Here is a 25,842-nt window from a genome sequence, read left to right as displayed (position 1 = left end):
AAGGGCCACGGCGGAACGATGTCCGCCGGATGAGACGACAGGTGAGACATCCTGACCTCGTGCGAAAACACCACGAGCTGTCCGAGCTGGAGGCCGCCCTCCGCTCGGCCGTGGCCGGAGACGTCGATTTCGGCGCCACGGCCAGGGCCCTGATGACGATGGACGCCTCCAACTACCGCCGGGTGCCGGTGGGTGTGGTCGCGCCCCGGGACGCCGGGGACGTGGCGGCGGTGCTGTCCGTCTGCCGCGAACGCGGGGTGCCGGTGGTCGCGCGGGGCGGCGGCACGTCGATCGCGGGCCAGGCGACCGGCACGGGCGTCGTGCTCGACTTCACACGCCATATGCGGACGGTCGTCTCCGTCGACCACGAGGCACGGACGGCCGTCGTCCAGCCCGGGGTGGTCCTGGACCGGCTGCGGGACGCGGTTCGCCCGTACGGGCTGACCTTCGGCCCCGATCCGTCGACGCACAGCCGCTGCACCCTCGGCGGCATGATCGGGAACAACGCGTGCGGGGCGCACTCGGTGGCGTGGGGTACGACCGCCGACAACGTGCTGGGGCTCGACGTCCTGACGTACGGGGGCGAACGGCTGCGCCTCGGCCGGGAGTGGCAGGGCGCTCCGGCGGGGCTGCGTGAGCTGGTGGACCCGCGGCTCGCCCTGCTGCGGACGGGCTACCCGGCCGGGCTGCCGCGCCGGATCTCCGGCTACGCGCTCGACGCGCTGCTGCCGGAGCGGGGCGCGGACGTGGCCCGCTCGTACTGCGGCAGCGAGGGCACGCTGGGGGTGCTGACGGAGGCGACGGTACGGCTGGTGCCGCTGCCCGCGTCGCCGGTCCTGGTGGTGCTCGGGTACGCGGACGAGAGCGCGGCGGCCGACGCGGCGGCGGGGCTGCTTCCGTACGGGCCGTTGACGGTGGAGGGGATGGCGGCCGATCTGGTGCGGGGCGCTTCCGGGCTGCCGCACGGCGGCGCCTGGCTGTTCGTGGAGGTGGACGGGGAGGCGGCGGCGCGGGAACTGGTCCGGGCGGCGGACGCGCTGGACTCGTCGCTGGTGACGGACCCGGCGGGGCAGCGGGCGCTGTGGCGGATCCGGGAGGACGCGGCGGGCACGGCGACCCGGATGCCCGGGGGTGCCTCCCCGGCGGAGTCCGGGGGAGGTGCGGATGCCTGGCCGGGGTGGGAGGACTGCGCGGTGCCGCCGGCGCGGCTGGGCGCGTACCTGCGCGAGTTCCGTGCGCTCCTCGCCGAGCACGGTCTGCGGGGGACTCCGTACGGCCACTTCGGCGACGGCTGCATCCACGTCCGTATCGACTTCGACCTCTACACCGGGGCGGGGGTGGGCCGCTTCCGGGAGTTCTCGGAGGCGGTGGCGGATCTCGTGGTCGCGCACGGGGGCTCGCTGTCGGGGGAGCACGGGGACGGGCAGGCGCGGGCGGAGCTGCTGCCGAAGATGTACGGCTCCGAGTTGGTGTCGCTCTTCGGAGCGGTGAAGGACGTGTGGGACCCGGACGGCGGTCTGAACCCGGGGATGCTGGTGCGCCCGGCGCCGATGGACGCGAATCTGCGCTTCCAGGGGCTGCCGGTGGTGGGCCGGGAGGTGGCGCGCTGTGTGGGTGTTGCCAAGTGCCGGGTGGAGGGGCCCACTTCGGGACCGGGGGTGATGTGTCCTTCGTACCGTGCGACGGGGGAGGAGCAGCACTCGACGCGGGGCCGGGCGCGGCTGCTGCACGAGATGGCGCTCGGCGAGGTGATCACGGACGGCTGGCGCTCGGAGGAGGTCAAGGAGGCCCTCGACCTGTGCCTGTCGTGCAAGGGGTGCCGGAGCGACTGTCCGGTGGGCGTGGACATGGCCGCGTACAAGGCGGAGTTCCTGGACCGCCACTACGCGGACCGGCGGCGGCCGCGCTCGCATCTGACGATGGGCCGGCTGCCGGAGTGGCTGCGGCTGTTCGGGCCGGCGCTGAACGTGGCGCGGATGTTCCCCTCCCGGTTCGCCGGTGTCACTCCGGAGCGGAAGCTGCCGCGGGTGGCGGCGCTGACGTTCGTGTCGTGGTTCGGGGCGCGGCTGGAGGAGGCCGTGGACGTGCTGCTGTGGCCGGACACGTTCACCAACCACCTGGCGCCCGACGTGGGCCGCTCGGCGGTACGGGTGCTGCACGCGGCCGGACTGGGGGTGGGGCTGCCGCCGGGGCGGGTGTGCTGCGGGCTGACGTATGTGTCGACGGGGCAGCTGGACCGGGCACGGAAGACGATGCGCAGGACGCTCGACGTGATGGAGCCCAAGCTCGGCCATCCGGTGGTCGTCCTCGAACCCTCCTGCGCGGCGACCCTGCGGACCGACCTCCCGGAACTCCTCCCGGACGACCCGCGCGCCCGGACGCTGGCGTCCTCCGTACGGACCTTCGCGGAGGCCCTGGAGGAGTTCGCGCCCGAGTGGGAACCGCCGCGCCTCGACCATCCGGTGGCCGGCCAGACCCACTGCCACCAGCACGCGGTCCTGGGCGACGACCCGGACCGCCGGCTCCGTGAACGGATGGGTCTGGTCGGCGAGTTGAGCGGAGGCTGCTGCGGCCTCGCGGGCAACTTCGGCTTCGAACCGGGCCACTACGAGGTCTCGGTGGCCTGCGCCGAGGACCAACTCCTCCCGGCGATCCGGGCGTCGGACGACAACGCGGTCCTGCTGGCCGACGGCTTCTCCTGCCGCACCCAGATCGACGACCTGGCGGGCCGTCGCGCCCGCCATGTCGCGGAAGTCCTGGCGGAGGCGCTGCGGGAGCAGTAACATACATGCATGAATGTACGTGAGCAGGCCGGTTCTCCGCGTCCCCGGCGTTCGACCCAGGCGGAGCGGCGGGAGCGGACGCGTGGTGCGCTTCTGGAGTCGGCTGCTCGGGGGCTGTCCCGGTACGGGTACAGCAACCTCGTGCTGGAGCAGGTGGCCAGGGACGCCGGGTACACGCGCGGTGCGCTCTACCACCAGTTCAAGGACAAGCAGGACCTCGCCCTCGCCGTGTCCGAGTGGGTCTTCGAGATGTGGGACCGCGAGGTCGGGCGGCACGTCGAGCGGGAGTCGGATCCGCTCGCGGCGCTGCTCACGCTCGCCCGTGCCCACACCGTCTTCTGCCGGCGCGACATCGCCCGCGTGGCCGTGGCGCTGCGCCTGGAGTTCGCCGGACAGGACCATCCGATCGGACACCAGGTGGAGACGGGCTACCGCCAACTCCTCGACCTCTGCACCGGGTACATCGAGGCCGGACGCGCGGCGGGGACGATCCCCGCCGGTCCCCCCGCCGGGGATGTCGCGCTCGCCTATGTCGGCGCGCTCGAAGGCACCTCGATCGCCCTCGCCGGGCGGGTGCCCGACGACGCGTCACTCGTGGTCGCCGCGGTCGCCGGCGCCCTCGGGCTCGACCCCCGCACGACGCACTCCTCTGTACGGAACGAACCGCAGGAGGCACATCATGGAACTTCCCACGTCCGCGCACACGTCCCGCCCCTGGCGGATCCACGAGATAGCGCCTGACTTCCGCCTCTACGACGTCTGGGCGCTGCCCACACCCGGCGGCCCCGACGAATTCCCGCGCCTGGTACGGAACCTCGCCGCCGGCGACACGGGCGACAACTCCTCCCGGATCGCCCGCCTGCTCTTCGCGATCCGCTGGAAGCTCGGCAAGCTGCTCGGCTGGGACGACGAGGAGAAGGGCATCGGCTCCCGGGTGCCGACCCTGCGCGACCGGCTGCCGCAGGACCTCCGCGACGGCCCGGTCGGGCCCGAGTTCGACCTGCTGCCCTTCACCTCCGTCTATCTGAGGGAGGACGAGTGGGCGGCGGAGATGGCCAACCGGACCATGCACGGAGTGATGCACCTGAGCTGGGTCCCCGACGGCGCGGGCGGCTACCGGGGTCAGATGGCCGTCCTCGTGAAGCCCAACGGCCTTCTCGGCAAGGCCTACATGGCCGCGATCGCCCCCTTCCGGCACCTCATCGTCTACCCGCCGCTGATGCGCGACATCGGGCGCGAGTGGCGTGCGTCCGCGCCCCGGGCTTGACGGGAACATTTCGCCGGGCCGCCTCGTTCCTCTCGGGACCACCACTGCGCACCACCGACCGAGGAGTCCCGTGCCCACACCCGCGTCGCCCCCCACCGTGACCCCGCTCCCGCCGCTCGCCGCCCAGGCCGAGCGCCTGATCGAGCTCGGGGTGCACGAGCTCGCGGGGATCCCCGCCGACGAGCTGCGCGCCTTCGCCGCGGGCGCCGGCGGCGCGGACGGCGACGGAAACGGTGTCGCCCTGCTCGCCGTCCACCCGGACCGGGCCCCCGCCTCCGCCCTCGCACCGCTGCTCCGGCGCGAGGGCAAGCCCGGTTTCGTCGTCGTCGACATGCCCGACGTCGACGACTTCGCCCCGTCCGGCGCCGTCGAGCTCCCCGACGGCCCCCTCTACCTGGTCACCGGCATCGACCGCGGTGACCACATGGCCAACTGGAGCCCGGAGGAGGCCCTGCCCGCCCTCGCCGAGCAGGACCGCACCCCGCTGCTGCTCACCGAGGGCATCCACTGGGTGCTCCAGCAGCCGGAGGTCCTGGAGCGCAACCGCTGCTTCATGACCATCGGCTCCCGGCTGCGCAAGGCGAACGGCACCCTGGACGCCCGTACCCCCGCGATCTGGATCAGCAACGGCACGGGCCGGGACGGCCGCGAGCGGCGCGACGCCCCGAAGGTCGGCTGGTGCTGGTGGGGCAACCGCCACACCTGGCTGGGCTTCGGCTCCACCACGGGCCGCGAGAGCCAAGGGGTGTCTTGCCGATGAAGCCGGGCTCGCCTGATCGGCGAGACACCCCCTAAGCCCGCCGCTCCAGGGGCCGTTGTGCCTCCGCGCCCGCCGCGTCCGTCCTCGTGAACGTACGGCGGTAGGTGCGGGGCGGCACCCCGCGGCGGCGGACGAACTGTTCGCGCAGGACCGCCGCGCTGCCGTAGCCGACCAGGCGGGCGATCTCCTCGACCGGCAGGTCGGTCGTCTCCAGGAGCTCCTCCGCCCGGCCGAGCCGCAGGCCGAGGACCCAGGCGTGGGGCGTCGTCCCGGTCGCGGCGGCGAAGCGGCGGGCGAAGGAGCGGCGGCTCATCAGGGCGCGGCGGGCCAGTTCGGCCACGGGCAGCGGCTCGTGGAGGTGGGCGCGGGCCCAGGCGAGGACGCCGGAGAGCCGTTCGTCCTCGCAGTCCTCGGGTACGGGGGCGGTGACGTACTGCGCCTGTCCGCCGTCGCGGTGCGGCGGCAGGACGAGGTCCCGGGCGACCGCGTTCGCGGCGGCCGCCCCGTACTCCCGCCGCAGCAGATGCAGACAGAGGTCGAATCCGGCCGCCGCGCCCGCGCCCGTGATGATCCGGCCCTCGTCGACGTACAGCGCGTCCCGCTCGACGGTCACGGACGGGTGGCGGTTCGCGAGCAGATCGGCGAACCGCCAGTGCGTGGTGGCCCGCAGCCCGTCGAGCAGCCCGGCCGCGGCGAGGGCGAACGCGCCGACGCAGTGCGACCCGACCAGCGCGCCGCGCGCGTGGGCGGCGCGGAGCGCGTCGAGCACGGGCGCGGCCGGCGGGGTGCGGAAGTCGGCCCAGGGCAGGACGAGTACGAGATCCGCGGTGGCGAGCCGGTCGAGCCCGTGCTCGACGGCGAGCGGGACGCCGAGGTCGGTCGGGACCTGCCCGGGCCGGTCGGCGCAGAGCGCGAAGTCGAAGCGCGGGAGGCCCGCGGGGGGAGCGCTGAAGACTTCGGAGACGAGGCCGACGGCGAGCATCCCGACGCGGGGCGGGGCGTAGGCGGCGACGTTCAGGAACGGCGGCATGGGGCGGAGTGTGGCACGCCGGGAGCGGGGTGCGCGGGGAGTGTGGCACAAAACCCGCGATGGGTGGCAGTACGGCCACTCGTCGATGGCCTTCCGCTCGGCGAAGCTTGGGGACATGACAGACCAGCCGCGCGGCAACACCGCCAACTACACCGTCCTGACCACCGGTTACACGACCTCCACGGGCCCGGGCGTCGCCGCCACCGTCTCGTACGTGTCCGACGGCGACCGCCATGTGATCGTCGACCCCGGCATGGTCGCGAGCCGCGACCGCATCCTCGGCCCGCTCGCCGAACTGGGCCTGGGCCCGGAGGACATCACCGATGTCGTGCTCAGCCACCACCACCCCGACAACACCATGAACGTGGGCCTGTTCGGCTCGGCGCGGGTCCACGACCACAAGGCGGAGTACCTCGACGACCAGTGGACCGACCGGGACGCCGAGGGCTATGAACTGACCCCGTCCCTGCGCCTGATCCGCACCCCGGGCCACAGCCCCGAGGACATCACTCTCCTCGCCGGTACGGCCGAGGGCGTCGTCGCCTTCGTCGGCGACCTCTGGTGGCGCCCGGACGGCCCGGCCGAGGACCCGGTCGCCCCCGACCGCGACCTCCTCCGTGACAACCGCCTCCGGGTCCTGAAGGCGTCCGACGTGATCGTTCCCGGGCACGGCGCACCGTTCCCCGCCGACGACGAGGCGGTGCTCTAGGACGGCGCGTTCCCGCTCACCGCACCTGTCGACCGTCACAAGGAAACCCCACGATGCTGTTGCCCGATCCCGCGCCCTCCGGTTGGCGCGCGTGGCACCGCCCGCTGGCGGTGTGTGCCGCCCTGTTGGCCGCACTCACGGTCCTCTGCGCGGTCGGAGTGGCCCTGGACGACCGGACCCTGCTGGGTGAGTCGGTCTGGGTCAAGCCGCTGAAGTTCGGCTTCGCCTTTGCCCTCTACTCCGGCACGCTGGCGTGGCTGCTGACCAAACTGAACCGCGGTAGACGCCTGGCCTGGTGGGTGGGCACCGTCTTTGCGGTGGCCACGGTCGCCGAGGTGGGCGCCATCACCGTCCAGGCGGCGCGTGGCACGTTCAGCCACTTCAACGCCGACCGGACCGACCCGATCACCCTGGCCCTGGTGCCGATCCTCACCTTCGGCGTGATGGTCATCGTCATCGCGCAACTCATCATCGCCGTCGTCGTGTTGAGACAGCGCACGGGCGGCCGGGACCTGAACCGCGCGATCCGCGCCGGGCTCGGGCTCGCCACCGCCGGCATGATCATCCCGATCTACTGGATGGTGACCGGCGTACACCCCCGTACCGTCACCGACGCCAACGGCGACGACATCACGATGTACCAGGGGCACGGCATCGGCGACCCCGACGGCCACGGAATGTTCCTCACCAACTGGAGCGTGACCGGCGGCGACTTCCGGGTCCCGCACTTCTTCGCCCTCCACGGCATCCAGGTCCTTCTCGTGCTCACCGCGGTGCTGATCGCCCTGTCGGCCCGACACGCGTGGCTGCGGGACGAGCGGGTCCGCTCCCGGCTGGTGGGCGGCGCCGCGCTCGGCTGCTGGGGCCTGGTCGCGGTCGTGACCTGGCAGGCGGCCCGGGGCCAGTCCCTGATCCACCCGGACGGAGCGACCTTCGGGGCTTTCGCCGCGGTCCTTCTGCTCACCGCGGTGGTGACCGTACGCGTCATCGTCACGGCCCGACGCGTCGCCGCCTCGGGGGAGCCAAGGGCGGGCGACCGAACGTCGTGGTGACGCGACGGCTTCACGCCTCCCGGGCGATCTCCCGGGCCAGGGTCACCAGCAGCTCCGTCGCCGGGTGCGGGGCCGCATCGCGCCAGGCCAGCAGGACATGGACCGGTGGCGCGTCGGGGAGCGGGCGGTAGGCCACGCCCGGGTGGGGGTGCATGGCGGCCGTCGAGGCCGAGGAGACACCGACGCCGCGGCCCGCCGCGATCGCCGTCAGCCAGTCGTCGGTGTTGGCGACCGTGAGCGTGGTCGCCGGGCGGTGCGACGGGGGCCAGAGTTCGAGGGTCGTCGTGCCGGAGACGGTGTTGAGGACGACCGTCCCGTCCGCGAGGTCCGCCAGCGTCAGCGACGTACGGGACGCCAGGTCGCTGTCCGTCGGGACCGCCGCGACCCGGCCCTCCGTCGCCAGTTCCTCCGTCGCCAGGCCCGGCGCCTCCACCGGCTCCCGCAGCAGCGCCGCGTCCACCTCGCCCCGTACGAGACCGGCGGTGCGGTCGTCGATGCGCAGGAGCTCCAGGGGGGTCTCGGGGTGCTCGTGCTGCCAGCGCCGGAGCAGGGGAGTGGTGTACGGGCCGAAGGCCGACCACGCGTGCCCGAGCCGCAGGGGGCGCCGGCGCAGTCGCTCCGGGTCCAGGGCCGTGTCGAAGGCGGCGACGGCCGCGGCGGCCCGGTCGTGGAAGGCGCGGCCCTCGGCGGTCAGCGCCAGGTGGTGGGTGGAGCGGTCGACGAGCCGGGTGCCGAGGTGTTTCTCCAGGGCGGCGAGCGTGCGGGAGACGGCGGGCTGCGTGAGGTGGAGCCGGGCCGCCGCCCGCGTCACATTGCCCTCCTCGGCGATGGCGAGAAAGCAGCGGAGATGGCGCAGCTCGATGCTCGTACGGCTCATGCGTTCGGAGCATAACCGCAGCCCAATCGGCATTTCACGCGCCGCGCGGTGGCTCGTAACGTGAGAGGCGGAACCCGATTGACGGGTGCAGTATTCTGGACTGAGAGTCCAGTCTGATGAACTGTGCAAGGGAGTGAGCCGGTGGACAGCCCGGTCAAGGACATCGCCGCCGGAGCGACGGCGGCGGGGGCGTCGACGGGCTCGGGGACGTCGACCGCCTCGCCGGCCGCCTCGTCCCGTGCCACCCGTCTCGGCCCCGTCGCGCTCGTCGTCGCGGGCGGTCTGTCCGTGCAGTTCGGGTCGGCGGTCGCCGTACTGCTCATGCCCCGCGCCGGCGCCCTCGGCGTCGTCACCCTGCGCCTGGTCCTCGCCGCCGCCGTCCTGCTGATCGTCTGCCGTCCCAAGGTGCGCGGTTACGGGCGCGCCGACTGGGGCACGGTCGTCGCCTTCGGTACGGCCATGGCGGGCATGAACATCCTCTTCTACCAAGCGGCGGACCGGATCCCGCTCGGCGCCGCCGTGACCCTGGAGGTCCTCGGTCCGCTGGTCCTCTCGGTGATCGCCTCGCGCCGACTGATGAACCTGCTGTGGGCGGGGCTCGCCCTCGGCGGAGTCCTCCTGCTCAGCGGCGGCGGCTTCGACCGGCTCGACCCGGTGGGCGCCGCCTTCGCGCTCGGCGCGGGGGCGATGTGGGCGACGTACATCGTCTTCAGCGCCCGTACCGGCCGGCGCTTCCCGCAGGCGGACGGGCTGGCGCTGGCGATGGCGTTCGGCGCGGTGCTCAGCCTGCCGTTCGGCATCGTCGAGGCGGGCGACAAGCTGCTCGTGCCCTCCACGATCGGCCTCGGCCTCTGCGTGGCGCTGATGTCGTCCGTCCTCCCGTACACCCTCGAACTCCTCGCCCTGCGCCGCCTGCCCGCCCCCACCTTCGCCATCCTGATGAGCCTGGAACCGGCCATCGCCGCGACCGCCGGCTTCCTCGTCCTCAGTCAGGCGCTGGCCCTGACTGACGCGCTCGCGATCGCCCTGGTCATCGCGGCGAGCATGGGCGCGGTCCGCACCCAGGTGAAGCGCGCGGCCCTGCCGCCGGAGGCCTAGTCGGCGGGCGTGTGCCGATCCGCCGCGCCCTGATCCGCCGCACCCTGATCCGACGTGTACTGATCCGCGTACTCGGCGGTCGGCGGGGTCGTCGTGATCACATCGATCAGCACCCCGTCCGGGGCCCCGACGATGAAGTGCCGCTGGCCGAAGTCCTCCGTGCGCAGCGGGAGCAGCTCGGGCAGCCCCGCCTCGCCGACCAGCCGGCGGTGCTCCGCGTCCACGTCCTCCACTTCGAAGTTGAGCAGCAGGCCGCCCTGGGTGGGGGTGCGGTGGCCCTCGGGGAGGGTCGGGTGGCTGTGGTCGAGCAGTGCGAGCTCGTAGTGCGGCGCGTCGGGGCGGCGCAGGCTCACGTACCAGTCGGCCTCGAAGGTCGGCGTGAAGCCGAGATGGCGGGTGTAGAAGTCGCGTGCCGCGGCGACGTCGCGGGTGCAGATCACGGGGTAGAAGCTGTCGAGCCCGGTTCTCATGGCATGACTCCTCTGCGCGTGCGCTCTATTTCACATACTTCGGGTATGTGAACCGTGCGGCTAGCATACCCCGGGTATGTGAAACGGGAAGGGTGGTGCGTGGTGATGGCGGACGAGCGGGCGGCGGGCAGCCGGGCGGAGCGGCGGGCGGCAACCCGGCGGGCGCTGCTGGCCGAAGGGCGGCGGCGGTTCGCCGAGGACGGCTACCACGGCGTGGTCCTCGCCGAGGTGGCCCAGGCCGTCGGGGTCACCAAGGGTGCGGCCTACCACCACTTCGAGAGCAAGGCGGGGCTCTTCCGGGCCGTGGTCGCCGAGGTCCAGCACGAACTGGGCGAGCGGGTCGCGGCGGCGGCGGAGGGGCACACCGACCCCTGGGAGCAGCTGCGCGCCGGCTGCCGGGCCTTCCTTTCGGCCGGCTCGGACCCGGCCGTACGACGGATCGTGCTGGTCGACGCGCCGAACGTCCTCGGGTGGGAGGAGTGGCGGGCCCTGGACGAGGAGTCCTCCGCCCGCCATCTGGCCGAGGCCCTGGCGGCCCTGATCGACGCCGGGATCGTCGCCGAGCAGCCGGTCGAACCCCTGGCGCGCCTGCTGTCGGGCGCGATGAACGAGGCCGCACTCTGGCTGGCCCGCGGCGGCACGCCCGCATCGCTGGACCAGACGATGAACGCCCTGGACACCCTCCTGTCAGGCCTCCGCCACCGGAAGCCGTAACGGCGACGCGGGGCCTGGCGGCGCGGGGCGCGCGGCCTGGTGATGCGGGGCCTGCGGGCGCGCGCTCTGGCGATGCGCCCCGGGCGATGCGCGGCCCCGCGGCGCGCGGTCCGGAGCCCGCCCGGCCCGGCAGGGCGCGGCCCGTGCCCCGGCGACGCGGCCCGGCGGTGCGCTCCCTGGCGACACGCGGTTTGGCACGCGCCCCGGCAGGGGGGCCTGGCGACGCGCCCTGGCGGCGCGCGCTCTGGCGACATGTCCCGGGCGATGCAAGGCCCGGCGACGTGCGGTCCGGAGCCCGCGCGGCCCGGCATCGCGCGTCAGGCCCCGGCCCGGCGATGCCCGCCCGGCTCCGCGCCCCGGCGGCGTGCGCCCTGGCGCCGCGCGCCCGGCCCCGCCCCCCGTGCCGTCGCGGGCCGCACCGTCGCGCGATCGCCCCCGGCGTCCCGGTCGCGCGCCTCGCCCTCACCCCCGCGCCCCGGCCCCGCGCCTCGCCCTCACCCCCGCGCCCCTGCCGCACCCGACCGCGGCGGCCGAGCGCCCGTCCAGTCGTGCCCAAGAACTAAAGCAAGCACGCTTGATTGTTTCTCCGTCCGCTGCCATGCTCCTCGGCACACGCCCGTGTCCCGAGGGGAGCGCACCGTGTCCGACCCTGCCGTCGTCCTCGACGATCTGCGCAGCGAGAGCGAGGAAGTCGACCTTCTCGTACGGGGGTTGAGCGACGAGGGGTGGGCAGCGTCCACGCCCGCCTCCGGCTGGACGATCGCCCACCAGATCGCCCATCTCGCCTGGACCGACCGAGCGGCCCTGCTCGCCGCCACCGATCCCGAGGCCTTCAGCGCCGAGGCCGAGAAGGCGCTCGCCGCACCCGACACGTTCGTCGACGACGGGGCGGTGGAGGGCGCCGCGCTGCCGCCCGCCGAGCTGCTCGGACGGTGGCGCGTCGGCCGCGAGCGGCTGCAGAGCGCCCTGCGCGCGGCCCCGCCCGGCGCCCGTTTCCCCTGGTACGGGCCACCCATGAGCGCCATCTCCATGGGCACCGCCCGGCTCATGGAGACCTGGGCGCACGCCAAGGACATCGCCGACGCCCTCGGTGTCGTACGCGAGCCGACCGCCCGGCTGCGCCACGTCGCCTGGATCGGCATCCGCGCCCGCGACTACGCCTATCTCGTCCGGGGGATCACCCCGCCCCCGGCGCCCTTCCGCGTCGAACTGACCGCCCCCGACGGCGAGGAGTGGGTGTACGGACCCGAGGACGCGGCCCAGAGGATCACCGGGCCCGCGCTCGACTTCTGCCTGCTCGTCACCCAGCGCGTCCACCCCGACGACACCGTGCTCCGCGCCGAGGGCCCCGACGCAGCGCACTGGCTCACCATCGCCCAGGCCTTCGCGGGCCCCGCCGGCACAGGCCGCGCGCCGCAGGGGGCCTAGTGGACCTCCTCCGTATCGGCAACGCCTCCGGCTTCTACGGCGACCGCTTCGACGCGGTCCGCGAGATGCTCACGGGCGGCGAACTCGACGTCCTCACCGGCGACTACCTCGCCGAACTGACCATGCTCATCCTCGGCCGGGACCTTCTCAAGGACCCGAACGCCGGATACGCCAAGACCTTCCTGCGCCAGATGGAGGAGGGCCTCGGCCTCGCCCACGAGCGCGGCGTCCGCATCGTCACCAACGCCGGTGGCCTCAACCCCGCCGGTCTCGCCGAGGCGCTCGGGGAGCTGAGCCGAAGGCTCGGCATCCCCACCCGTATCGCGTACGTCGAGGGCGACCGCCTCCCCGCCGAGCACGGAGTGCTCACCGCCAACGCCTACCTCGGCGGCGCCGGGATCGCCGCCTGCCTGACGGCCGGCGCCGACGTCGTCGTCACCGGCCGCGTCACCGACGCCGCCCTCGTCACCGGGCCGGCGCAGTGGCGCTTCGGCTGGGGTCCGGAGGAGTACGACAAGCTGGCGGGCGCGGTCGTCGCGGGCCACGTCCTGGAGTGCGGCACCCAGGCCACCGGCGGCAACTACGCCTTCTTCACCGACCACGACCCGCGCGCGCTGCGCCGCCCCGGCTTCCCGCTCGCCGAACTCCGCGCCGACGGCAGCGCCGTCATCACCAAGCACCCCGGCACCGGAGGCGTCGTCGACCTCGGCACGGTCACCGCACAGCTCCTGTACGAGACGTCGGGCGCGCGCTACGCGGGGCCCGACGTGACCGCCCGGCTCGACACCGTACGGCTCACCCAGGACGGACCGGACCGGGTGCGGATCGACGGCGTACGGGGCGAGGCGCCGCCGCCCAGCCTCAAGGCGGGGTTCACCAGGATCGGCGGCCACCGCAACGAGGTCGTCCTCGTCCTCACGGGTCTCGACATCGAGGCCAAGGCCCGGCTCGTCAGGGAGCAGATCGAGGACGCCTTCGAGCGGTCCAAGTCCCGTCCCGCCGACGTCCGCTGGGAGCTTGCCCGCACCGATCACGCGGACGCCGCGACCGAGGAGACCGCGAGCGCGCTGCTCCGTCTCGTCGTCCGCGACCCCGCCCCCGAGCCCGTCGGCCGTGCCCTCAGCGGCGCCGCGATCGAACTGGCCCTCGCGAGCTACCCCGGTTTCCACGTCACCGCCCCGCCCGGCAAGGGCGCGCCCTACGGCGTCTTCGAGGCCCGGCACGTCCCGGCCGCCGACGTCCCGCACACCGCCGTCCTGCCCGACGGGAGCCGCGTCACCCTCCCCGTACCCGACCGCACCCGGGAACTGGCGCCGCTCGACCCACCCCCGCTGCCCGAGCCGATCCCCGAGGGCCCGGTGCGACGAGCACCGCTCGGGCGCGTCGCCGGGGCCCGCAGCGGCGACAAGGGAGGCGACGCGAACATCGGCGTCTGGGTCCGCACCGACGACGCGTGGCGCTGGCTCGTCCACACCCTCACGGTCGAGCGGCTCAAGCGACTCCTGCCGGAGACCGCCGAACTGGACGTCGTACGGCACGTCCTGCCGAACCTGCGCGCGGTGAACTTCGTCGTCACCGGCCTCCTCGGCGAGGGCGTCGCCTCCCAGGCCCGCTTCGACCCCCAGGCCAAGGCCCTCGGCGAGTGGCTCCGCGCCCGCGAACTCGACGTACCGGAAGAGCTCCTTTGACCGCCCCGGAGGAACTGCTGTGACCGTCCTCGCCTCCGCCCTCGACACGGGCGGACCCGACTACGCGGCCCACCGCGCCGCCATGCTCGACAAGCTGACCGCCCTCGACACCGAGCACGCCAAGGCGCTCGCGGGCGGCGGAGAGAAGTACACGGCGCGCCATCGCAAGCGCGGCAAGATGCTCGCCCGCGAACGCATCGAGCTCCTCGTCGACCCGGACAGCCCGTTCCTGGAGCTGTCCCCGCTCGCCGCCTGGGGCAGCGACTACCCGGTCGGGGCGTCGATCGTCACCGGTATCGGCGTCGTCGAGGGTGTCGAGTGCCTGATCACCGCCAACGACCCGACCGTGCGCGGCGGTGCCTCCAACCCGTGGACGCTGAAGAAGGCCCTGCGCGCCAACGAGATCGCGTACGCCAACCGGCTCCCCGTGATCTCGCTCGTCGAGTCCGGCGGCGCCGATCTGCCGTCCCAGAAGGAGATCTTCATCCCCGGCGGGGCGCTCTTCCGCGACCTGACCAGGCTCTCCGCCGCCGGCATCCCCACCATCGCCGTGGTCTTCGGCAACTCGACGGCCGGCGGGGCGTACGTCCCCGGCATGTCCGACCACACCGTGATGATCAAGGAGCGGTCCAAGGTCTTCCTCGGCGGTCCTCCGCTGGTGAAGATGGCGACGGGGGAGGAGAGCGACGACGAGTCGCTCGGCGGCGCGGAGATGCACGCCCGCACCTCCGGTCTCGCCGACCACTACGCCGTCGACGAGGCCGACGCGCTGCGCCAGGCGCGGCGGATCGTCGCCCGCCTCAACCACCGCAAGGCGCACGCCGATCCGGCGTTCGCGGAGCCCCCGAAGTACGACGAGGACGAGCTGCTCGGGATCGTGCCGGGTGACCTGAAGACCCCGTTCGACCCGCGCGAGGTCATCGCCCGGGTCGTGGACGGCTCGGACTTCGACGAGTTCAAGCCGTTGTACGGGCCGAGCCTGGTGACGGGCTGGGCGGAGCTGCACGGCTATCCGGTCGGCATCCTCGCCAACGCCCAGGGCGTGCTGTTCAGCGCCGAGTCGCAGAAGGCGGCGCAGTTCATCCAGCTCGCCAACCAGCGCGACATCCCGCTGGTCTTCCTGCACAACACCACCGGCTACATGGTCGGCAAGGAGTACGAGCAGGGCGGCATCATCAAACACGGCGCGATGATGATCAACGCGGTGTCGAACAGCAAGGTGCCGCACCTGTCCGTGCTGATGGGCGCGTCGTACGGCGCCGGGCACTACGGGATGTGCGGCCGGGCCTACGACCCGCGCTTCCTCTTCGCCTGGCCGAGCGCCAAGTCGGCCGTCATGGGCCCGCAGCAGCTGGCCGGCGTGCTGTCGATCGTCGCCCGGGCCAGCGCCGCCGCGAAGGGGCAGCCGTACGACGACGAGGCCGACGCCGGGCTGCGCGCGATGGTCGAGGCGCAGATCGAGTCGGAGTCGCTGCCGATGTTCCTGTCAGGGCGGCTGTACGACGACGGCGTCATCGACCCGCGCGACACGCGCACGGTCCTCGGACTGTGCCTGTCCGCGATCCACACGGCACCGGTCGAGGGCGCGCGCGGCGGCTTCGGCGTCTTCCGAATGTGAGCCTGCACTGGATCACCGCAACCATCAATTGAGGAACCACCACGGCGAGCAACCAGCTCCGCGAGAGCGGCGGCGGTCTAGCCGCAAAGGCAGAGGGAGAGGCTCCATGATCCGTTCAGTCCTCGTCGCGAACCGGGGCGAGATCGCCTGCCGGGTGTTCCGTACGTGCCGGGAGCTGGGCATCGGGACGGTCGCCGTGTACTCGGACGCGGACGCCTCCGCCCTGCACGTACGGGAGGCGGACGCGGCGGTACGGCTGCCGGGGGCGACGCCCGCGGAGACGTATCTGCGCGGCGACCTCGTCGTGAAGGCGGCGCTGGCGGCGGGCGCGGACGCGGTGCACCCGGGGTACGGCTTCCTGTCGGAGAACCCGGAGTTCGCCCAGCAGGTCCTGGACGCGGGCCTGGTGTGGATCGGCCCTCCGCCGTCCGCGATCGAGGCGATGGCCTCCAAGACGCGGGCGAAGGAGCTGCTCGGGATCGCCCCGCTGGTGGCCGCCGACGTCACGGAGGCCGACCTGCCGGTCCTGGTGAAGGCGGCGGCGGGCGGCGGCGGGCGCGGCATGCGGATCGTGCGGGACCTCGGCGCCCTGGAGGGGGAGCTGACGGCCGCCTCGGCGGAGGCGGCGAGCGCGTTCGGCGACGGGGAGGTGTTCGTCGAGCCGTACGTGGAGAACGGCCGGCATGTGGAGGTCCAGATCCTCGCGGACGGCCACGGCACGGTCTGGGCGCTCGGCACCCGCGACTGCTCGCTCCAGCGCCGCCATCAGAAGGTGATCGAGGAGGCCCCGGCGCCTGGCCTGCCGCCGTCGCTCGTCGCGGAGCTCCACGACCGTTCGGTGTCGGCGGCGAAGGCGGTCGGCTACGTCGGCGCGGGCACGGTCGAGTTCCTGGTCGCGGACGTCCCCCAAACTCTCGGCTCCGCTCGAGCAGGGGGGACCCCCAAGGCGCACTTCCTGGAGATGAACACGCGCCTCCAGGTGGAGCACCCGGTGACGGAGGAGGTCCACGGGGTGGACCTGGTGGCCCTCCAGATCGCGGTCGCGGAGGGCGGGGCACTGCCCCCGGAGCCCCCGTCCCCCCAGGGCCACGCGATCGAGGCACGCCTGTATGCGGAGGACCCGGCCGGAGGCTGGACGCCGCAGACGGGCACACTGCACACCCTCGAGCTCCCTGTGGGCTCCCGCGTCGACACCGGCTACGTCTCCGGGGACACCATCGGGGTCCATTACGACGCCATGCTCGCCAAGGTCGTCGTCCACGCGCCCACCCGCGCCGAGGCCGTCCGCAAGCTGGCCCACGTACTGGAGCGGGCCCGGATCCACGGGCCCGTGACCAACAGGGACCTGCTCGTCGCGAGCCTGCGGCACCCCGAGTTCCACGACACCACGCGCCTCGACACCGGCTTCTACGAGCGGAACCTGGACGCCCTCACGCAGGCCCCGCCCGGCGAGGCGCACGCGGCCGTCGCCGCCGCGCTCGCACAGGCCGAGGGGAACCGGGGCCGGTTCGGAGGCGGGTGGCGGAACCTCGCCTCGCAGGACCAGGTCAAGGTGTACGGCGACCACGAGGTCCGCTACCGGCCCACTCGGGACGGTGGCGCCGGGTACACCGTCACCGTCCCCGAGGGCGTCCGCCCCGTGAGCGTCGCCCCCGACCGCGTACGGCTCGACGTGGACGGTGTCGTACGGGACTTCGAGGTCGCCCGGCACGGCGACACCGTCCACGTCGGCCCGCACCGGCTCACCGTGCGGCCCCGCTTCCCCGACCCCACCGACCAGCGGGAGCCCGGCTCCCTGCTCGCGCCCATGCCCGGCACCGTCGTCCGCGTCGCCGACGGCCTCGCGCCCGGCGCGCGGGTCACCGCCGGGCAGCCGCTCCTCTGGCTGGAGGCCATGAAGATGGAGCACCGCGTCATCGCCCCCGCCTCCGGCACGCTCACCGCGCTCCACGCCGTCCCCGGCCGCCAGGTCGAGGTCGGCGCCCTGCTCGCCGTCGTACAGACCGATGCACAGGAGGACCAGACCGTATGAGCACCATGATCGAAAGCGAAGAGCTCACCGCGCTCCGTGCCGCCGTCTCCGCGCTCGGCCACCGCCACGGCCCCGGCTTCGACCGGGCCACCCTGTGGGCCGAGGCGGGCAAGCTCGGCTACCTCGGGGTGAACCTGCCGGAGGAGTACGGCGGCGGAGGCGGCGGCATGGCCGAGCTGTCGATCGTCCTGGAGGAGGCGGGGGCCGCCGGCGCACCGCTCCTGATGATGGTGGTCTCGCCCGCGATCTGCGGCACGGTCATCGCCCGTTTCGGTACGGAGGAGCAGAAGCGGTCCTGGCTGCCGGGTCTGGCGGACGGCTCGCGCACGATGGCGTTCGGTATCACCGAGCCCGACGCGGGCTCGAACTCGCACCGCATCACGACCACCGCGACCCGTACGGAGGAGGGCTGGGTCCTCAACGGCCGCAAGGTGTTCGTGTCGGGCGTCGACATCGCCGACGCGACCCTGATCGTGGGCCGTACGTCGGACGCCCGCACGGGCACGCTCAAGCCCTGTCTCTTCATCGTCCCGCGCGACGCCCCCGGCTTCCAGCGCCGGCACATCGAGATGGAACTCGACGCGAACGAGAAGCAGTTCGAGCTGACCATCGACGATGTGCACCTGCCGGCCGACGCGCTCGTCGGCGACGAGGACGCGGGCCTGCTCCAGCTCTTCGCGGGGCTCAACCCGGAGCGGATCATGACGGCCGCGTTCGCGATCGGCATGGGGCGGTACGCCCTCGCGCAGGCCGTGAAGTACGCGAAGGAGCGCCAGGTCTGGAAGACCCCGATCGGCGCCCACCAGGCCATCGCCCACCCCCTGGCCCAGGCCCACATCGAGCTGGAGCTGGCCCGCCTGATGATGGCCAAGGCCGCGCACCTCTACGACGCGGGCGACGACATCGGGGCGGGCGAGGCCGCCAACATGGCGAAGTACGCGGCGGCCGAGGCCTGTGTGAAGGCCGTCGATCAGGCTGTCCACACGCTCGGCGGCAACGGCCTCACCCGCGAGTTCGGCCTCGCCCGTCTGATCGCCGCGTCCCGCGTGGCGCGGATCGCCCCCGTCAGCCGGGAGATGATCCTCAACTACGTGTCGGTGCACACGCTGGGGCTGCCCAAGTCGTACTGAGACGAGGGTAGTTCCGGCACTTCGGTCCCGTTCCCTCCGGAAGACCCGGGGAGGGAACGGGACGGCGGTGGGTCAGTCCTCGTCGGCGGCGTGACTGTCGCCCAGGAGGGCGACTTCGCCGATCCAGCGCCGGATCTCCGCTCCGAAGTCCACCCGTCCGACCTCGTGATGGGCGGCGACGAAGCGCAGGGCGGGCGGCTTGCTCTTCCAGTACTCCTCGTGAACGGCGGCCTTGCGGAGGAAGATCTCGCAGCCGACGGCGTTGGTGTGGAAGTTCAACTCCAGCTCGCGCGGGCGCTCGTGCCCGGGCGACCGATCGACGAGAAGGAGGCTCTGTCGCCGGTAGACGTGGTACTCGGTGCGGGGGATGTTGGCGGTGACGATCCGGGATCCCTTGCACACGTAGCCCTCGGCGGCGAAGGAGTCGAGGACCGTCTCGTGCAGGGGCAACGCGCTGATGTGCACGAGGTCGTCGTCCGTCCGGGCCTTGATCCCCTCGGCCTCGACCTCGGTGTGCAGGCCCAGGTGGACCCCCAGCTTCTCTCCCTTGACCTCGGTCAGCGGAGTCTCCCACTTGAGCCGGTGGCGGATGCGGACCCGCCTCTCCTCGCCCTTCTCCAGGGCGAAGTAGCCGCTCACGCTGGGGTAGTCGAACGAGTCGCCGCTCTCCCCGTCGCCGTCGCCCTTGTGGGCCACCGGTGCGTCGGTGACGAGCCTCAGACTTATCGACTTCACCTCGACCCTGCGTTCAGGGGCGCGCAGCACCACTTCACCGGTCAGAAGTCCTCCCGGCAGCGCCGGTTCGGACTCCACGAGGGTGTCGATCTCGAGCGGTACGCCGCCCTTGCCCAGCAAACGTTTGAAGACCATGCGCGCAGGCTAACCGGTTGTGATCATTCTGTGTGCGGCCCTCGACACTTTGTACACGGCGGTCATCGCTCTCGAATCATGCAGGCACGCTTGATTGTTTCCCTGGAGTGCTGACAAGGTCTCCCCAAGTCGTACCGAGACACGCGATCCTGGCGACCACCTTCCACCTCTCCAGGGGGCCTGCATGGTGTTCCACAGTGAGTACGAGGCCGTCTCCACCGTTTCCCTCCCCATCCACGAGGCCGTCCTCGGCCGGGCCGCGGAGTTCGGGGACGCCCCCGCGCTCGTCGACGGGGCCGGTGGGCTCACCCTCACCTACGCCCAGGTCGACGCCTTCCACCGGCAGGTCGCCGCAGGGCTCGCCGAGGCAGGGGTCCGCAAGGGGGACGTGCTCGCCCTGCACAGCCCCAACACCGTGCTGTTCCCCATCGCGTTCTACGCCGCCACCCGGGCCGGCGCGTCCGTCACCACCGTCCATCCGCTCTCCACGGCGGAGGAGTTCGCCAAGCAGCTCCGCGACTCCTCCGCCCGCTGGATCGTCACCGTCTCCCCGCTCCTGGAACCGGCCCGGCGGGCCGCCGAACTCGCGGGCGGGATCGAGGAGATCTTCGTCTGCGACCAGGCGCCCGAGGGGGAGGGCATCCGCTCACTCCAGTCGATGCTCGCCACCACCGCCCCCGAGCCCGCCCTGGAGTTCGACCCGGACGAGGACATCGCCGCCCTGCCGTACTCCTCCGGCACCACCGGGGTCCCCAAGGGCGTGATGCTCACCCACACCTCGATCGCCACCAACCTCGCCCAGCTCGAACCCTTCATCCCCATGGGCCCGGGCGACCGCATCCTCGCCGTCCTCCCCTTCTTCCACATCTACGGGCTGACCGCCCTGATGAACGCCCCGCTGCGCCAGGGCGCGACCGTCGTCGTCCTGCCCCGCTTCGAACTCGACCAGTTCCTCGCCGCCATCCAGGACCACCGCATCAACGGCCTGTACGTGGCCCCGCCGATCGTCCTCGCGCTCGCCAAGCACCCGGCCGTCGCCGACTACGACCTTTCCTCCCTGGAGTACATCGTCAGTGCCGCCGCCCCGCTCGACGCCTCCCTCGCCGAGGCGTGCTCGGCCCGGCTGAAGCTGCCGCCGGTCCGCCAGGCGTACGGCATGACGGAGCTGTCCCCCGGCACGCACGTCGTCCCCCTCGACGCCGTGAACCCTCCGCCCGGCGCCGTCGGCAAGCTGCTCCCCTCCACCGAGATGCGGATCCTGTCCCTCGACGACCCGACGAAGGACACCGAGCCGGGTACGGAAGGCGAGGTCGCCATCCGGGGCCCGCAGGTCATGAAGGGCTACCTGGGCCGCCCCGACGCCACCGCCGACATGATCGACGCCGACGGCTGGGTGCACACCGGCGACATCGGCCGGGTCGACGAGAACGGCTGGCTCTTCGTCGTCGACCGGGTCAAGGAACTCATCAAGTACAAGGGCTTCCAGGTCGCCCCGGCCGAGCTGGAGGCCCTGCTGCTCACCCACGAGGGGATCGCCGACGCGGCCGTCATCGGCGTGAACGACGAGGACGGCGCCGAGATACCCAAGGCGTTCGTCGTCCGACAGGCGAGCGCGGCCGACCTGAACGGCGAGGACGTCATGGCGTACGTGGCAGGCAAGGTCGCCCCGTACAAGAAGATCAGGCGTGTGGAGTTCGTCGACGGGGTGCCGCGCGCCGCGTCGGGGAAGATCCTGCGCCGCGAACTGAGGGACCGCGAGTGAAGCTCGACCGTGGCATCGCCACCCTGACGCTGGACTGTCCGGAGAACCGCAACGCCCTCTCGGCCGCCCTGGTGGCCGAGTTGGCGGAGGCGCTCACCGAGTGCGGCGAGGACCCGGCCGTACGCGCGGTGGTCCTCACGCACACCGGCTCGACGTTCAGCGCGGGCGCCGACCTGAAGGCCCCGCCGAGTCCGTACGCCTTCGTCGACCTGCTCCGGCAGATCGTCGAGCTGCCGAAGCCGGTGGTGGGCGTGGTGCGCGGCCATGTGCGCGCGGGCGGCCTGGGGCTGCTCGGGGCATGCGACATCGTGGTCGCCTCCGAGGGCTCGGACTTCGCGCTGACGGAGGTACGGATCGGGGTCGCGCCCGCCGTCATCTCGCTGACGCTGCTGCCCAAGCTGGAGCAGCGGGCGGCGGAGCGGTACTACCTGACGGGGGAGCGGTTCGGCACGGCGGACGCCGTACGGATGGGTCTGGTGACCGCCACCGACGACGACCTGGACGCGATCCTCGACGGGCTGCGCAAGGGGTCCCCGCAGGGGCTGGCAGAGTCGAAGCGCCTGGTCACGGCTAGAGTCCTGGAGACCTTCGAGCGCGACGCGGAGGACCTGGTCCAGAGGTCGGCCTCGCTCTTCGCCTCCGCCGAGGCGCGCGAAGGGATGACGGCCTTCCTCGAACGACGGGACCCTGAATGGCGGCTCTGACCGGCCCGAAGCAGGACAGGAGCCGCGCCACCCGGCAGCGGCTCCTGGAGGCGGCGGTGTCCTGCCTGGCCGAACACGGCTGGGCGGGCTCCACCGTCTCCGTGGTGGCCGAGCGCGCCGGGGTCTCGCGCGGCGCCGCGCAGCACCACTTCCCCACCCGGGAGGACCTGTTCACGGCGGCCGTCGAGTACGTCGCCGAGGAACGCTCCCACGCCCTGCGCACCCTCCCGGCGCGCGACCGCCGCGAAGCCGTCGGTGCCCTGGTCGACCTCTTCACCGGACCGCTCTTCCGCGCCGCCCTCCACCTCTGGGTGGCCGCGGCCCACGAGCCCCAGCTCCACGCCCGGGTCACCGAGCTGGAGGCCAGGGTCGGCCGCGAGTCCCACCGCATGGCGGTCTCCCTCCTGGCCGCGGACGAGTCCGTCCCGGGCGTACGGGAGACGGTGCAGGGCCTCCTCGACATGGCCCGCGGCCTGGGCCTCGCCACCCTCCTGACCGACGACAAGGCGCGCCGCGAACGGATCGTGGCCCAGTGGTCGAAGCTCCTGGACGACGCACTGGGCTGAGCCCCGAGGCCCGCCGTGCTCAGGCCGGTACGGACAGCGCGGCGAGGTAGCCGGTCAGCGCGGCCGCGGTGCCGGCGAGGGGGAAACGGGCGCCGAGCTGCCCGTCCGGGCGCACCAGGAACCCGGTCGGCCCGTCGGGGCGGTAGATCCGGGCGAACTCGCCCGCCGCGTCGACGTACCCGGGGACGCTCCCGGTACCGGCGGCCGAGGCCGCCTCGCGGGCGAGCACCGCGACCGTCTGCAGGCTGCTCTCGGGCCCCTGCCCGTCGGGTCCGGATCCGGCGAGTCCGGCGAGGGCCACCGGCTCCGCGCCGGGCGCCTTCCGCCCGCCGACCGCGGCGGCGACCACCGCGCCCGCCTCGGCGGCCCTGGCGAGGTCGGCGGAGGCGGTCGCGTACAGCAGCAGCACGTGCCCGGTGCGGCCGCGCAGGACGTCGAGCAGACGCAGCGGGTATGCGGCGACGGGGACGGTCAGGCCGCCGCAGTCGGGGGCCCGGTCGCCGGGCTGGGGCGCGTCGACCGGCCCGTACGCACTGCCGGCGAGCGGGCCGTCCCGGTAGGCGACGAGCAGTTGGGCCTCCCGGAGCATCAGGGTGCTCGGGTCCTCGGGGTCGGTCTCCATCCCCTGCCTCGCGTGCCGGACGGTCCGGCCCACCACCTCCTCGCCGACCGGGCGGCGCTCGGCGTCATAACTGGAGAGCAGGGCCGGCCCGGCCTCCCCGTCGAGGACGAGGGCGAGCTTCCAGGCCAGGTTGCAGGCGTCCTGGATGCCGGTGTTCATGCCCTGCGCGCCGGTGGGCGGGTGGATGTGGGCGGCGTCGCCGGCGACGAAGACCCGGCCCTCGCCGTAGCGGTCGACGATCCGGTGGCTGATGCGGAAGACGGAGGACCAGCGCAGCGCGGAGACGCGGGTGGGCGTGGGGGCCAGCCGGTCGACCACGGCCTGGATGTGGGACAGCTCCGGCGCCCGGCTGCCCTCCAGACCGTGCGCCACGCCGTCGCCGCTCGCGTCACGCCCCTGCGCGGAGAGCTCCGGCGGAACCATCATCGACATGCGGTAGCGGCCCGTGCCGGGCAGCGGGATGCACACCAGCGCGTCGTCGGTCGAGCCGTCCTCGGCATGGTGCAGGGACCGCAGGCCGTAGCCGTACGGCAGGTCCCAGTCGGCCTCGACGTCGCCCAGCATGTACTCCTCGGGGAAGGCCCCGCCCTCGAAGCCGAGGCCGAGGCCCTTGCGGACGGTGCTGTGCGCGCCGTCGCAGCCGATCAGATAGCGGGTGCGCAGCTCCTCGTCCTCGCCGGAGGCGGTCCGCAGCCGGGCGGTCACCCCGTCCTCGTCCTGGGCGAACGACAGCAGCTCGGTGCCGCGTTCGACGGTGGTGTCCAGGCCCGCGACGTACTCCTCCAGGAGGCGCTCGGTCTCGTACTGCGGCAGCGCGGCGAATCCGTACGGCACCTCGGGGGGCAGTGCGAGCTCGATCCTCGCGACCTCCCGGCCGTTGACGTGGATCAACTGGCCGCGCAGCGGGACGGCGGCCTCCAGGACGGAGCGGGCCAGCCCCATCCGGTCCCAGATCTCCAGGGTGCGCGGCTGGATGCCGACCGCCTTGGCGTACGGCAGCCGGGCCGGCAGCCGGTCGACGAGCCGGCAGCGCACCCCGCGGCGGCGTAGTTCGGCGGCCGCGCTCAGCCCCACGGGGCCGGCGCCCACGATCAGTACGTCGGTTGTACGGGTGTCTGCCACGGGTGCCTCCCAGTACACCTGGCCCCCGGACCGGTCCCGAACACCATGGTCGCCCGGGGGCGTGACCCGCGCCACATACGTCTCGCCCGCCCCGCAGTACCCTGGTCCCATGCTTTCGCTCGTACGCCGCCGCCACGTGGACTTCGTCCGCGTCACGAGCATGGGCTGTCGGCGCTCCGCCTGACCTCGAAGCCCCCAGATCCACTTCAGGCACCCGCGCCCCCCGCCCCACCCCTGGCGGCGCGCCCGGGCCCCGTACACCCCGCGGACGCACACCATGACGCACACCTCGTACAGCTCCCAGCTCCCCATCGTCGACCTCGCCGCCGCCGACCGCGGCCCCCAGGCCCGGCGACTGCTCCATGCGCAGCTCCACAGCGCCGCCCACGACGTCGGCTTCTTCCAGCTGGTCGGGCACGGTGTGACCGAGGCCGAGACCCGGGCGCTCACCTCCGCCATGCGGGCCTTCTTCGCGCTGCCGGAGGCCGACCGGATCGCCCTCGACACCACCAACTCGCCGCACTTCCGCGGCTACACCCGCATCGGTGACGAGCGCACCGGCGGCTCCCGCGACTGGCGCGACCAGCTCGACATCGGCGCCGAGCGCCCCGCGCGCGTCCCGGGCCCCGGCGAGGCTCCGTACTGGTGGCTCCAGGGCCCGAACCAGTGGCCCGCCGCCCTCCCCGAGCTGCGGTCGGCCGCCCTGAACTGGGTCGAGCGCCTCAGCGGGGTCGCGGAGCGGCTGCTGCACGAGCTGCTCGCCTCGATCGGCGCGCCCGCCGGCTTCTACGACGACGTCTTCGGCGACCGGGCCCACCCGCACCTCAAGCTGGTGCGCTACCCGGGAAGCGCCGGCGACGGCGCCGACCAGGGCGTCGGCGCGCACAAGGACTACGGCTTCCTGACCCTGCTCCTGCAGGACCACGTCGGCGGCCTCCAGGTCGAGCGCGAGGACGGCGCCTTCCATGACGTACCGCCGCTGCCCGGCGCGTTCGTCGTCAACCTGGGCGAGCTCCTCGAAGTGGCGACCAACGGCTATCTGATCGCCACCAACCACCGGGTGGTCTCCCCGCCCGCGGCGACGGAGCGCTACTCCGTCCCGTTCTTCTACAACCCGCGGCTCGACGCGCGGATCGCCCCGCTGTCGTTCCCGTACGCCTCGACGGCGCCCGGGATCACGACCGATCCGGCGAACCCGCTGTTCGCCGAGTACGGCCGCAACGAGCTGAAGGGCAAGCTGCGCGCCCACCCGCTGGCGGCGGCCCGCCATCACGCGGACCTGCTGCTCGCGGAGGAGCGCCAGCTCACCACCGCCTGACCGGGCCCCCGGGGGCGCCTGACACGACCTGCCCCGGCGGTCGGCCGGACCCCGCACGACCAGGTCCGGCCCGCGGTCGCGGTGCTGGGCGGTCTCTGGCGTGGTCCGGCCCGGGGTCGCGGTGCTGGGCGGTCTCTGGCATGGTCCGGCCCGGGGTCACGGTGCTGGGCGGTCTCCGGCATGGCTGGGCCCGGGGTCGCGGTGCCGGGCGGCCCCTGACAT

Annotated in this window: 22 protein-coding genes; 17 read left to right on the top strand and 5 right to left on the bottom strand. The window is 73.3% G+C overall.

Annotation, left to right across the window (positions count from 1 at the left end; all coding sequences use genetic code 11):
- Nucleotides 1–29 precede the first annotated feature (29 nt).
- The 4 genes from ACFC0D_RS07800 (at nucleotide 30) to ACFC0D_RS07785 (ending at nucleotide 4,810) form a co-directional block, all read left to right on the top strand.
- Entirely contained in the window at nucleotides 30–2,783 is a 2,754-nt protein-coding gene (locus tag ACFC0D_RS07800) for an FAD-binding and (Fe-S)-binding domain-containing protein (RefSeq protein ID WP_376432191.1), read from the top strand.
- A gap of 9 nt (nucleotides 2,784–2,792) precedes the next feature.
- A complete protein-coding gene (locus ACFC0D_RS07795; protein WP_376432189.1) occupies nucleotides 2,793–3,524 on the top strand; it encodes a TetR/AcrR family transcriptional regulator in 732 nt (243 codons plus the stop codon).
- Nucleotides 3,463–4,050 carry a DUF2867 domain-containing protein gene (locus ACFC0D_RS07790; RefSeq protein ID WP_376432187.1) on the top strand — a complete coding sequence of 196 codons (588 nt, stop codon included), beginning with the start codon at nucleotides 3,463–3,465 and terminating at the stop codon, nucleotides 4,048–4,050. The genes ACFC0D_RS07795 and ACFC0D_RS07790 overlap by 62 nt, the downstream gene beginning before the upstream one ends.
- A 70-nt stretch (nucleotides 4,051–4,120) precedes the next feature.
- Nucleotides 4,121–4,810 (top strand): DUF5701 family protein, encoded by a 690-nt coding sequence (locus ACFC0D_RS07785; protein WP_376432185.1) that lies wholly within the window; start codon nucleotides 4,121–4,123, stop codon nucleotides 4,808–4,810.
- 31 nt (nucleotides 4,811–4,841) lie between these two features.
- On the opposite strand, the gene ACFC0D_RS07780 is transcribed toward ACFC0D_RS07785, so the two are convergent.
- Complete coding sequence (locus ACFC0D_RS07780) at nucleotides 4,842–5,840, bottom strand: GlxA family transcriptional regulator (RefSeq protein WP_376432183.1); 999 nt, start codon at nucleotides 5,838–5,840, stop codon at nucleotides 4,842–4,844.
- Between the two features lie 115 nt (nucleotides 5,841–5,955).
- On the opposite strand from ACFC0D_RS07780, the gene ACFC0D_RS07775 reads away from it, so the two are divergent.
- Entirely contained in the window at nucleotides 5,956–6,549 is a 594-nt protein-coding gene (locus ACFC0D_RS07775; RefSeq protein ID WP_376432181.1) for an MBL fold metallo-hydrolase, read from the top strand.
- A 53-nt stretch (nucleotides 6,550–6,602) separates the two neighbouring features.
- Nucleotides 6,603–7,601 carry a hypothetical protein gene (locus ACFC0D_RS07770; RefSeq protein WP_376432179.1) on the top strand — a complete coding sequence of 333 codons (999 nt, stop codon included), beginning with the start codon at nucleotides 6,603–6,605 and terminating at the stop codon, nucleotides 7,599–7,601.
- A gap of 10 nt (nucleotides 7,602–7,611) precedes the next feature.
- Here ACFC0D_RS07770 and ACFC0D_RS07765 read toward each other — a convergent pair whose 3' ends face one another.
- Complete coding sequence (locus ACFC0D_RS07765) at nucleotides 7,612–8,511, bottom strand: LysR family transcriptional regulator (RefSeq protein ID WP_376432177.1); 900 nt, start codon at nucleotides 8,509–8,511, stop codon at nucleotides 7,612–7,614.
- A 108-nt stretch (nucleotides 8,512–8,619) separates the two neighbouring features.
- Here ACFC0D_RS07765 and ACFC0D_RS07760 point away from each other — a divergent pair, with 108 nt between their 5' ends.
- The gene (locus ACFC0D_RS07760; protein WP_376432174.1) at nucleotides 8,620–9,576 is read left to right on the top strand and encodes a DMT family transporter; all 957 of its coding nucleotides are present in this window, start codon (nucleotides 8,620–8,622) and stop codon (nucleotides 9,574–9,576) included.
- Here ACFC0D_RS07760 and ACFC0D_RS07755 read toward each other — a convergent pair.
- Nucleotides 9,573–10,046, bottom strand: a complete 474-nt coding sequence (locus tag ACFC0D_RS07755) for a VOC family protein (RefSeq protein ID WP_376432172.1) — start codon at nucleotides 10,044–10,046, stop codon at nucleotides 9,573–9,575. The genes ACFC0D_RS07760 and ACFC0D_RS07755 overlap by 4 nt on opposite strands.
- Nucleotides 10,047–10,151: 105 nt before the next feature.
- Here ACFC0D_RS07755 and ACFC0D_RS07750 point away from each other — a divergent pair, with 105 nt between their 5' ends.
- The 6 genes from ACFC0D_RS07750 to ACFC0D_RS07725 all read left to right on the top strand — a co-directional run bounded on the left by ACFC0D_RS07750 (nucleotide 10,152) and on the right by ACFC0D_RS07725 (nucleotide 18,656).
- Complete coding sequence (locus tag ACFC0D_RS07750) at nucleotides 10,152–10,760, top strand: TetR/AcrR family transcriptional regulator (protein WP_376432227.1); 609 nt, start codon at nucleotides 10,152–10,154, stop codon at nucleotides 10,758–10,760.
- 639 nt (nucleotides 10,761–11,399) lie between these two features.
- Nucleotides 11,400–12,188 (top strand): TIGR03084 family metal-binding protein, encoded by a 789-nt coding sequence (locus ACFC0D_RS07745; RefSeq protein ID WP_376432170.1) that lies wholly within the window; start codon nucleotides 11,400–11,402, stop codon nucleotides 12,186–12,188.
- On the top strand, nucleotides 12,188–13,876 hold the full coding sequence (locus ACFC0D_RS07740; protein WP_376432168.1) for an acyclic terpene utilization AtuA family protein: 1,689 nt from the start codon (nucleotides 12,188–12,190) through the stop codon (nucleotides 13,874–13,876). Before ACFC0D_RS07745 ends, ACFC0D_RS07740 begins: the two co-directional genes overlap by 1 nt.
- Nucleotides 13,877–13,895: 19 nt before the next feature.
- A complete protein-coding gene (locus ACFC0D_RS07735; protein WP_376432166.1) occupies nucleotides 13,896–15,494 on the top strand; it encodes an acyl-CoA carboxylase subunit beta in 1,599 nt (532 codons plus the stop codon).
- 106 nt (nucleotides 15,495–15,600) lie between these two features.
- Nucleotides 15,601–17,526: an acetyl/propionyl/methylcrotonyl-CoA carboxylase subunit alpha gene (locus ACFC0D_RS07730; protein ID WP_376432164.1), complete on the top strand. Its 1,926-nt coding sequence runs from the start codon at nucleotides 15,601–15,603 to the stop codon at nucleotides 17,524–17,526.
- Complete coding sequence (locus ACFC0D_RS07725) at nucleotides 17,523–18,656, top strand: acyl-CoA dehydrogenase family protein (protein WP_376432162.1); 1,134 nt, start codon at nucleotides 17,523–17,525, stop codon at nucleotides 18,654–18,656. The genes ACFC0D_RS07730 and ACFC0D_RS07725 overlap by 4 nt, the downstream gene beginning before the upstream one ends.
- Nucleotides 18,657–18,728: 72 nt before the next feature.
- Here the strand turns inward: ACFC0D_RS07725 and ACFC0D_RS07720 are convergent, their stop codons facing one another.
- On the bottom strand, nucleotides 18,729–19,526 hold the full coding sequence (locus ACFC0D_RS07720) for a sporulation protein (RefSeq protein WP_376432160.1): 798 nt from the start codon (nucleotides 19,524–19,526) through the stop codon (nucleotides 18,729–18,731).
- A 184-nt stretch (nucleotides 19,527–19,710) separates the two neighbouring features.
- On the opposite strand from ACFC0D_RS07720, the gene ACFC0D_RS07715 reads away from it, so the two are divergent.
- Genes ACFC0D_RS07715 through ACFC0D_RS07705 form a run of 3 tightly spaced genes read left to right on the top strand, consistent with a single transcriptional unit; the run spans nucleotide 19,711 to nucleotide 22,558 of the window.
- Nucleotides 19,711–21,288, top strand: a complete 1,578-nt coding sequence (locus ACFC0D_RS07715; protein WP_376432158.1) for a 4-coumarate--CoA ligase family protein — start codon at nucleotides 19,711–19,713, stop codon at nucleotides 21,286–21,288.
- A complete protein-coding gene (locus ACFC0D_RS07710) occupies nucleotides 21,285–21,992 on the top strand; it encodes an enoyl-CoA hydratase family protein (RefSeq protein ID WP_376432156.1) in 708 nt (235 codons plus the stop codon). The genes ACFC0D_RS07715 and ACFC0D_RS07710 overlap by 4 nt, the downstream gene beginning before the upstream one ends.
- A complete protein-coding gene (locus tag ACFC0D_RS07705; RefSeq protein ID WP_376432153.1) occupies nucleotides 21,980–22,558 on the top strand; it encodes a TetR/AcrR family transcriptional regulator in 579 nt (192 codons plus the stop codon). Before ACFC0D_RS07710 ends, ACFC0D_RS07705 begins: the two co-directional genes overlap by 13 nt.
- Nucleotides 22,559–22,577: 19 nt before the next feature.
- Here ACFC0D_RS07705 and ACFC0D_RS07700 read toward each other — a convergent pair whose 3' ends face one another.
- Complete coding sequence (locus ACFC0D_RS07700) at nucleotides 22,578–24,302, bottom strand: FAD-dependent monooxygenase (protein WP_376432151.1); 1,725 nt, start codon at nucleotides 24,300–24,302, stop codon at nucleotides 22,578–22,580.
- Between the two features lie 277 nt (nucleotides 24,303–24,579).
- Here ACFC0D_RS07700 and ACFC0D_RS07695 point away from each other — a divergent pair, with 277 nt between their 5' ends.
- Nucleotides 24,580–25,620 (top strand): isopenicillin N synthase family dioxygenase, encoded by a 1,041-nt coding sequence (locus tag ACFC0D_RS07695; RefSeq protein ID WP_376432149.1) that lies wholly within the window; start codon nucleotides 24,580–24,582, stop codon nucleotides 25,618–25,620.
- The last annotated feature ends 222 nt before the right edge of the window (nucleotides 25,621–25,842 follow it).

The sequence above is a fragment of the Streptomyces sp. NPDC056222 genome, from assembly GCF_042264065.1.
GTDB lineage: Bacteria > Actinomycetota > Actinomycetes > Streptomycetales > Streptomycetaceae > Streptomyces.
The sequence above is the reverse complement of the archived record's forward strand: the minus strand, read 5'-3'. Positions and strand labels throughout refer to the sequence as shown.

What these genes read in the sequence shown, in the direction of transcription:
- ACFC0D_RS07800 (WP_376432191.1), top strand. Translation starts at nt 30, where the DNA reads ATGAGACGACAGGTGAGACATCCTGACCTCGTGCGAAAACACCACGAG.
- ACFC0D_RS07795 (WP_376432189.1), top strand. Translation starts at nt 2,793, where the DNA reads ATGAATGTACGTGAGCAGGCCGGTTCTCCGCGTCCCCGGCGTTCGACC.
- ACFC0D_RS07790 (WP_376432187.1), top strand. Translation starts at nt 3,463, where the DNA reads ATGGAACTTCCCACGTCCGCGCACACGTCCCGCCCCTGGCGGATCCAC.
- ACFC0D_RS07780 (WP_376432183.1), bottom strand. Translation starts at nt 5,840, where the DNA reads ATGCCGCCGTTCCTGAACGTCGCCGCCTACGCCCCGCCCCGCGTCGGG.
- ACFC0D_RS07775 (WP_376432181.1), top strand. Translation starts at nt 5,956, where the DNA reads ATGACAGACCAGCCGCGCGGCAACACCGCCAACTACACCGTCCTGACC.
- ACFC0D_RS07770 (WP_376432179.1), top strand. Translation starts at nt 6,603, where the DNA reads ATGCTGTTGCCCGATCCCGCGCCCTCCGGTTGGCGCGCGTGGCACCGC.
- ACFC0D_RS07765 (WP_376432177.1), bottom strand. Translation starts at nt 8,511, where the DNA reads ATGCCGATTGGGCTGCGGTTATGCTCCGAACGCATGAGCCGTACGAGC.
- ACFC0D_RS07755 (WP_376432172.1), bottom strand. Translation starts at nt 10,046, where the DNA reads ATGAGAACCGGGCTCGACAGCTTCTACCCCGTGATCTGCACCCGCGAC.
- ACFC0D_RS07750 (WP_376432227.1), top strand. Translation starts at nt 10,152, where the DNA reads ATGGCGGACGAGCGGGCGGCGGGCAGCCGGGCGGAGCGGCGGGCGGCA.
- ACFC0D_RS07730 (WP_376432164.1), top strand. Translation starts at nt 15,601, where the DNA reads ATGATCCGTTCAGTCCTCGTCGCGAACCGGGGCGAGATCGCCTGCCGG.
- ACFC0D_RS07725 (WP_376432162.1), top strand. Translation starts at nt 17,523, where the DNA reads ATGAGCACCATGATCGAAAGCGAAGAGCTCACCGCGCTCCGTGCCGCC.
- ACFC0D_RS07720 (WP_376432160.1), bottom strand. Translation starts at nt 19,526, where the DNA reads ATGGTCTTCAAACGTTTGCTGGGCAAGGGCGGCGTACCGCTCGAGATC.
- ACFC0D_RS07715 (WP_376432158.1), top strand. Translation starts at nt 19,711, where the DNA reads ATGGTGTTCCACAGTGAGTACGAGGCCGTCTCCACCGTTTCCCTCCCC.
- ACFC0D_RS07705 (WP_376432153.1), top strand. Translation starts at nt 21,980, where the DNA reads ATGGCGGCTCTGACCGGCCCGAAGCAGGACAGGAGCCGCGCCACCCGG.
- ACFC0D_RS07695 (WP_376432149.1), top strand. Translation starts at nt 24,580, where the DNA reads ATGACGCACACCTCGTACAGCTCCCAGCTCCCCATCGTCGACCTCGCC.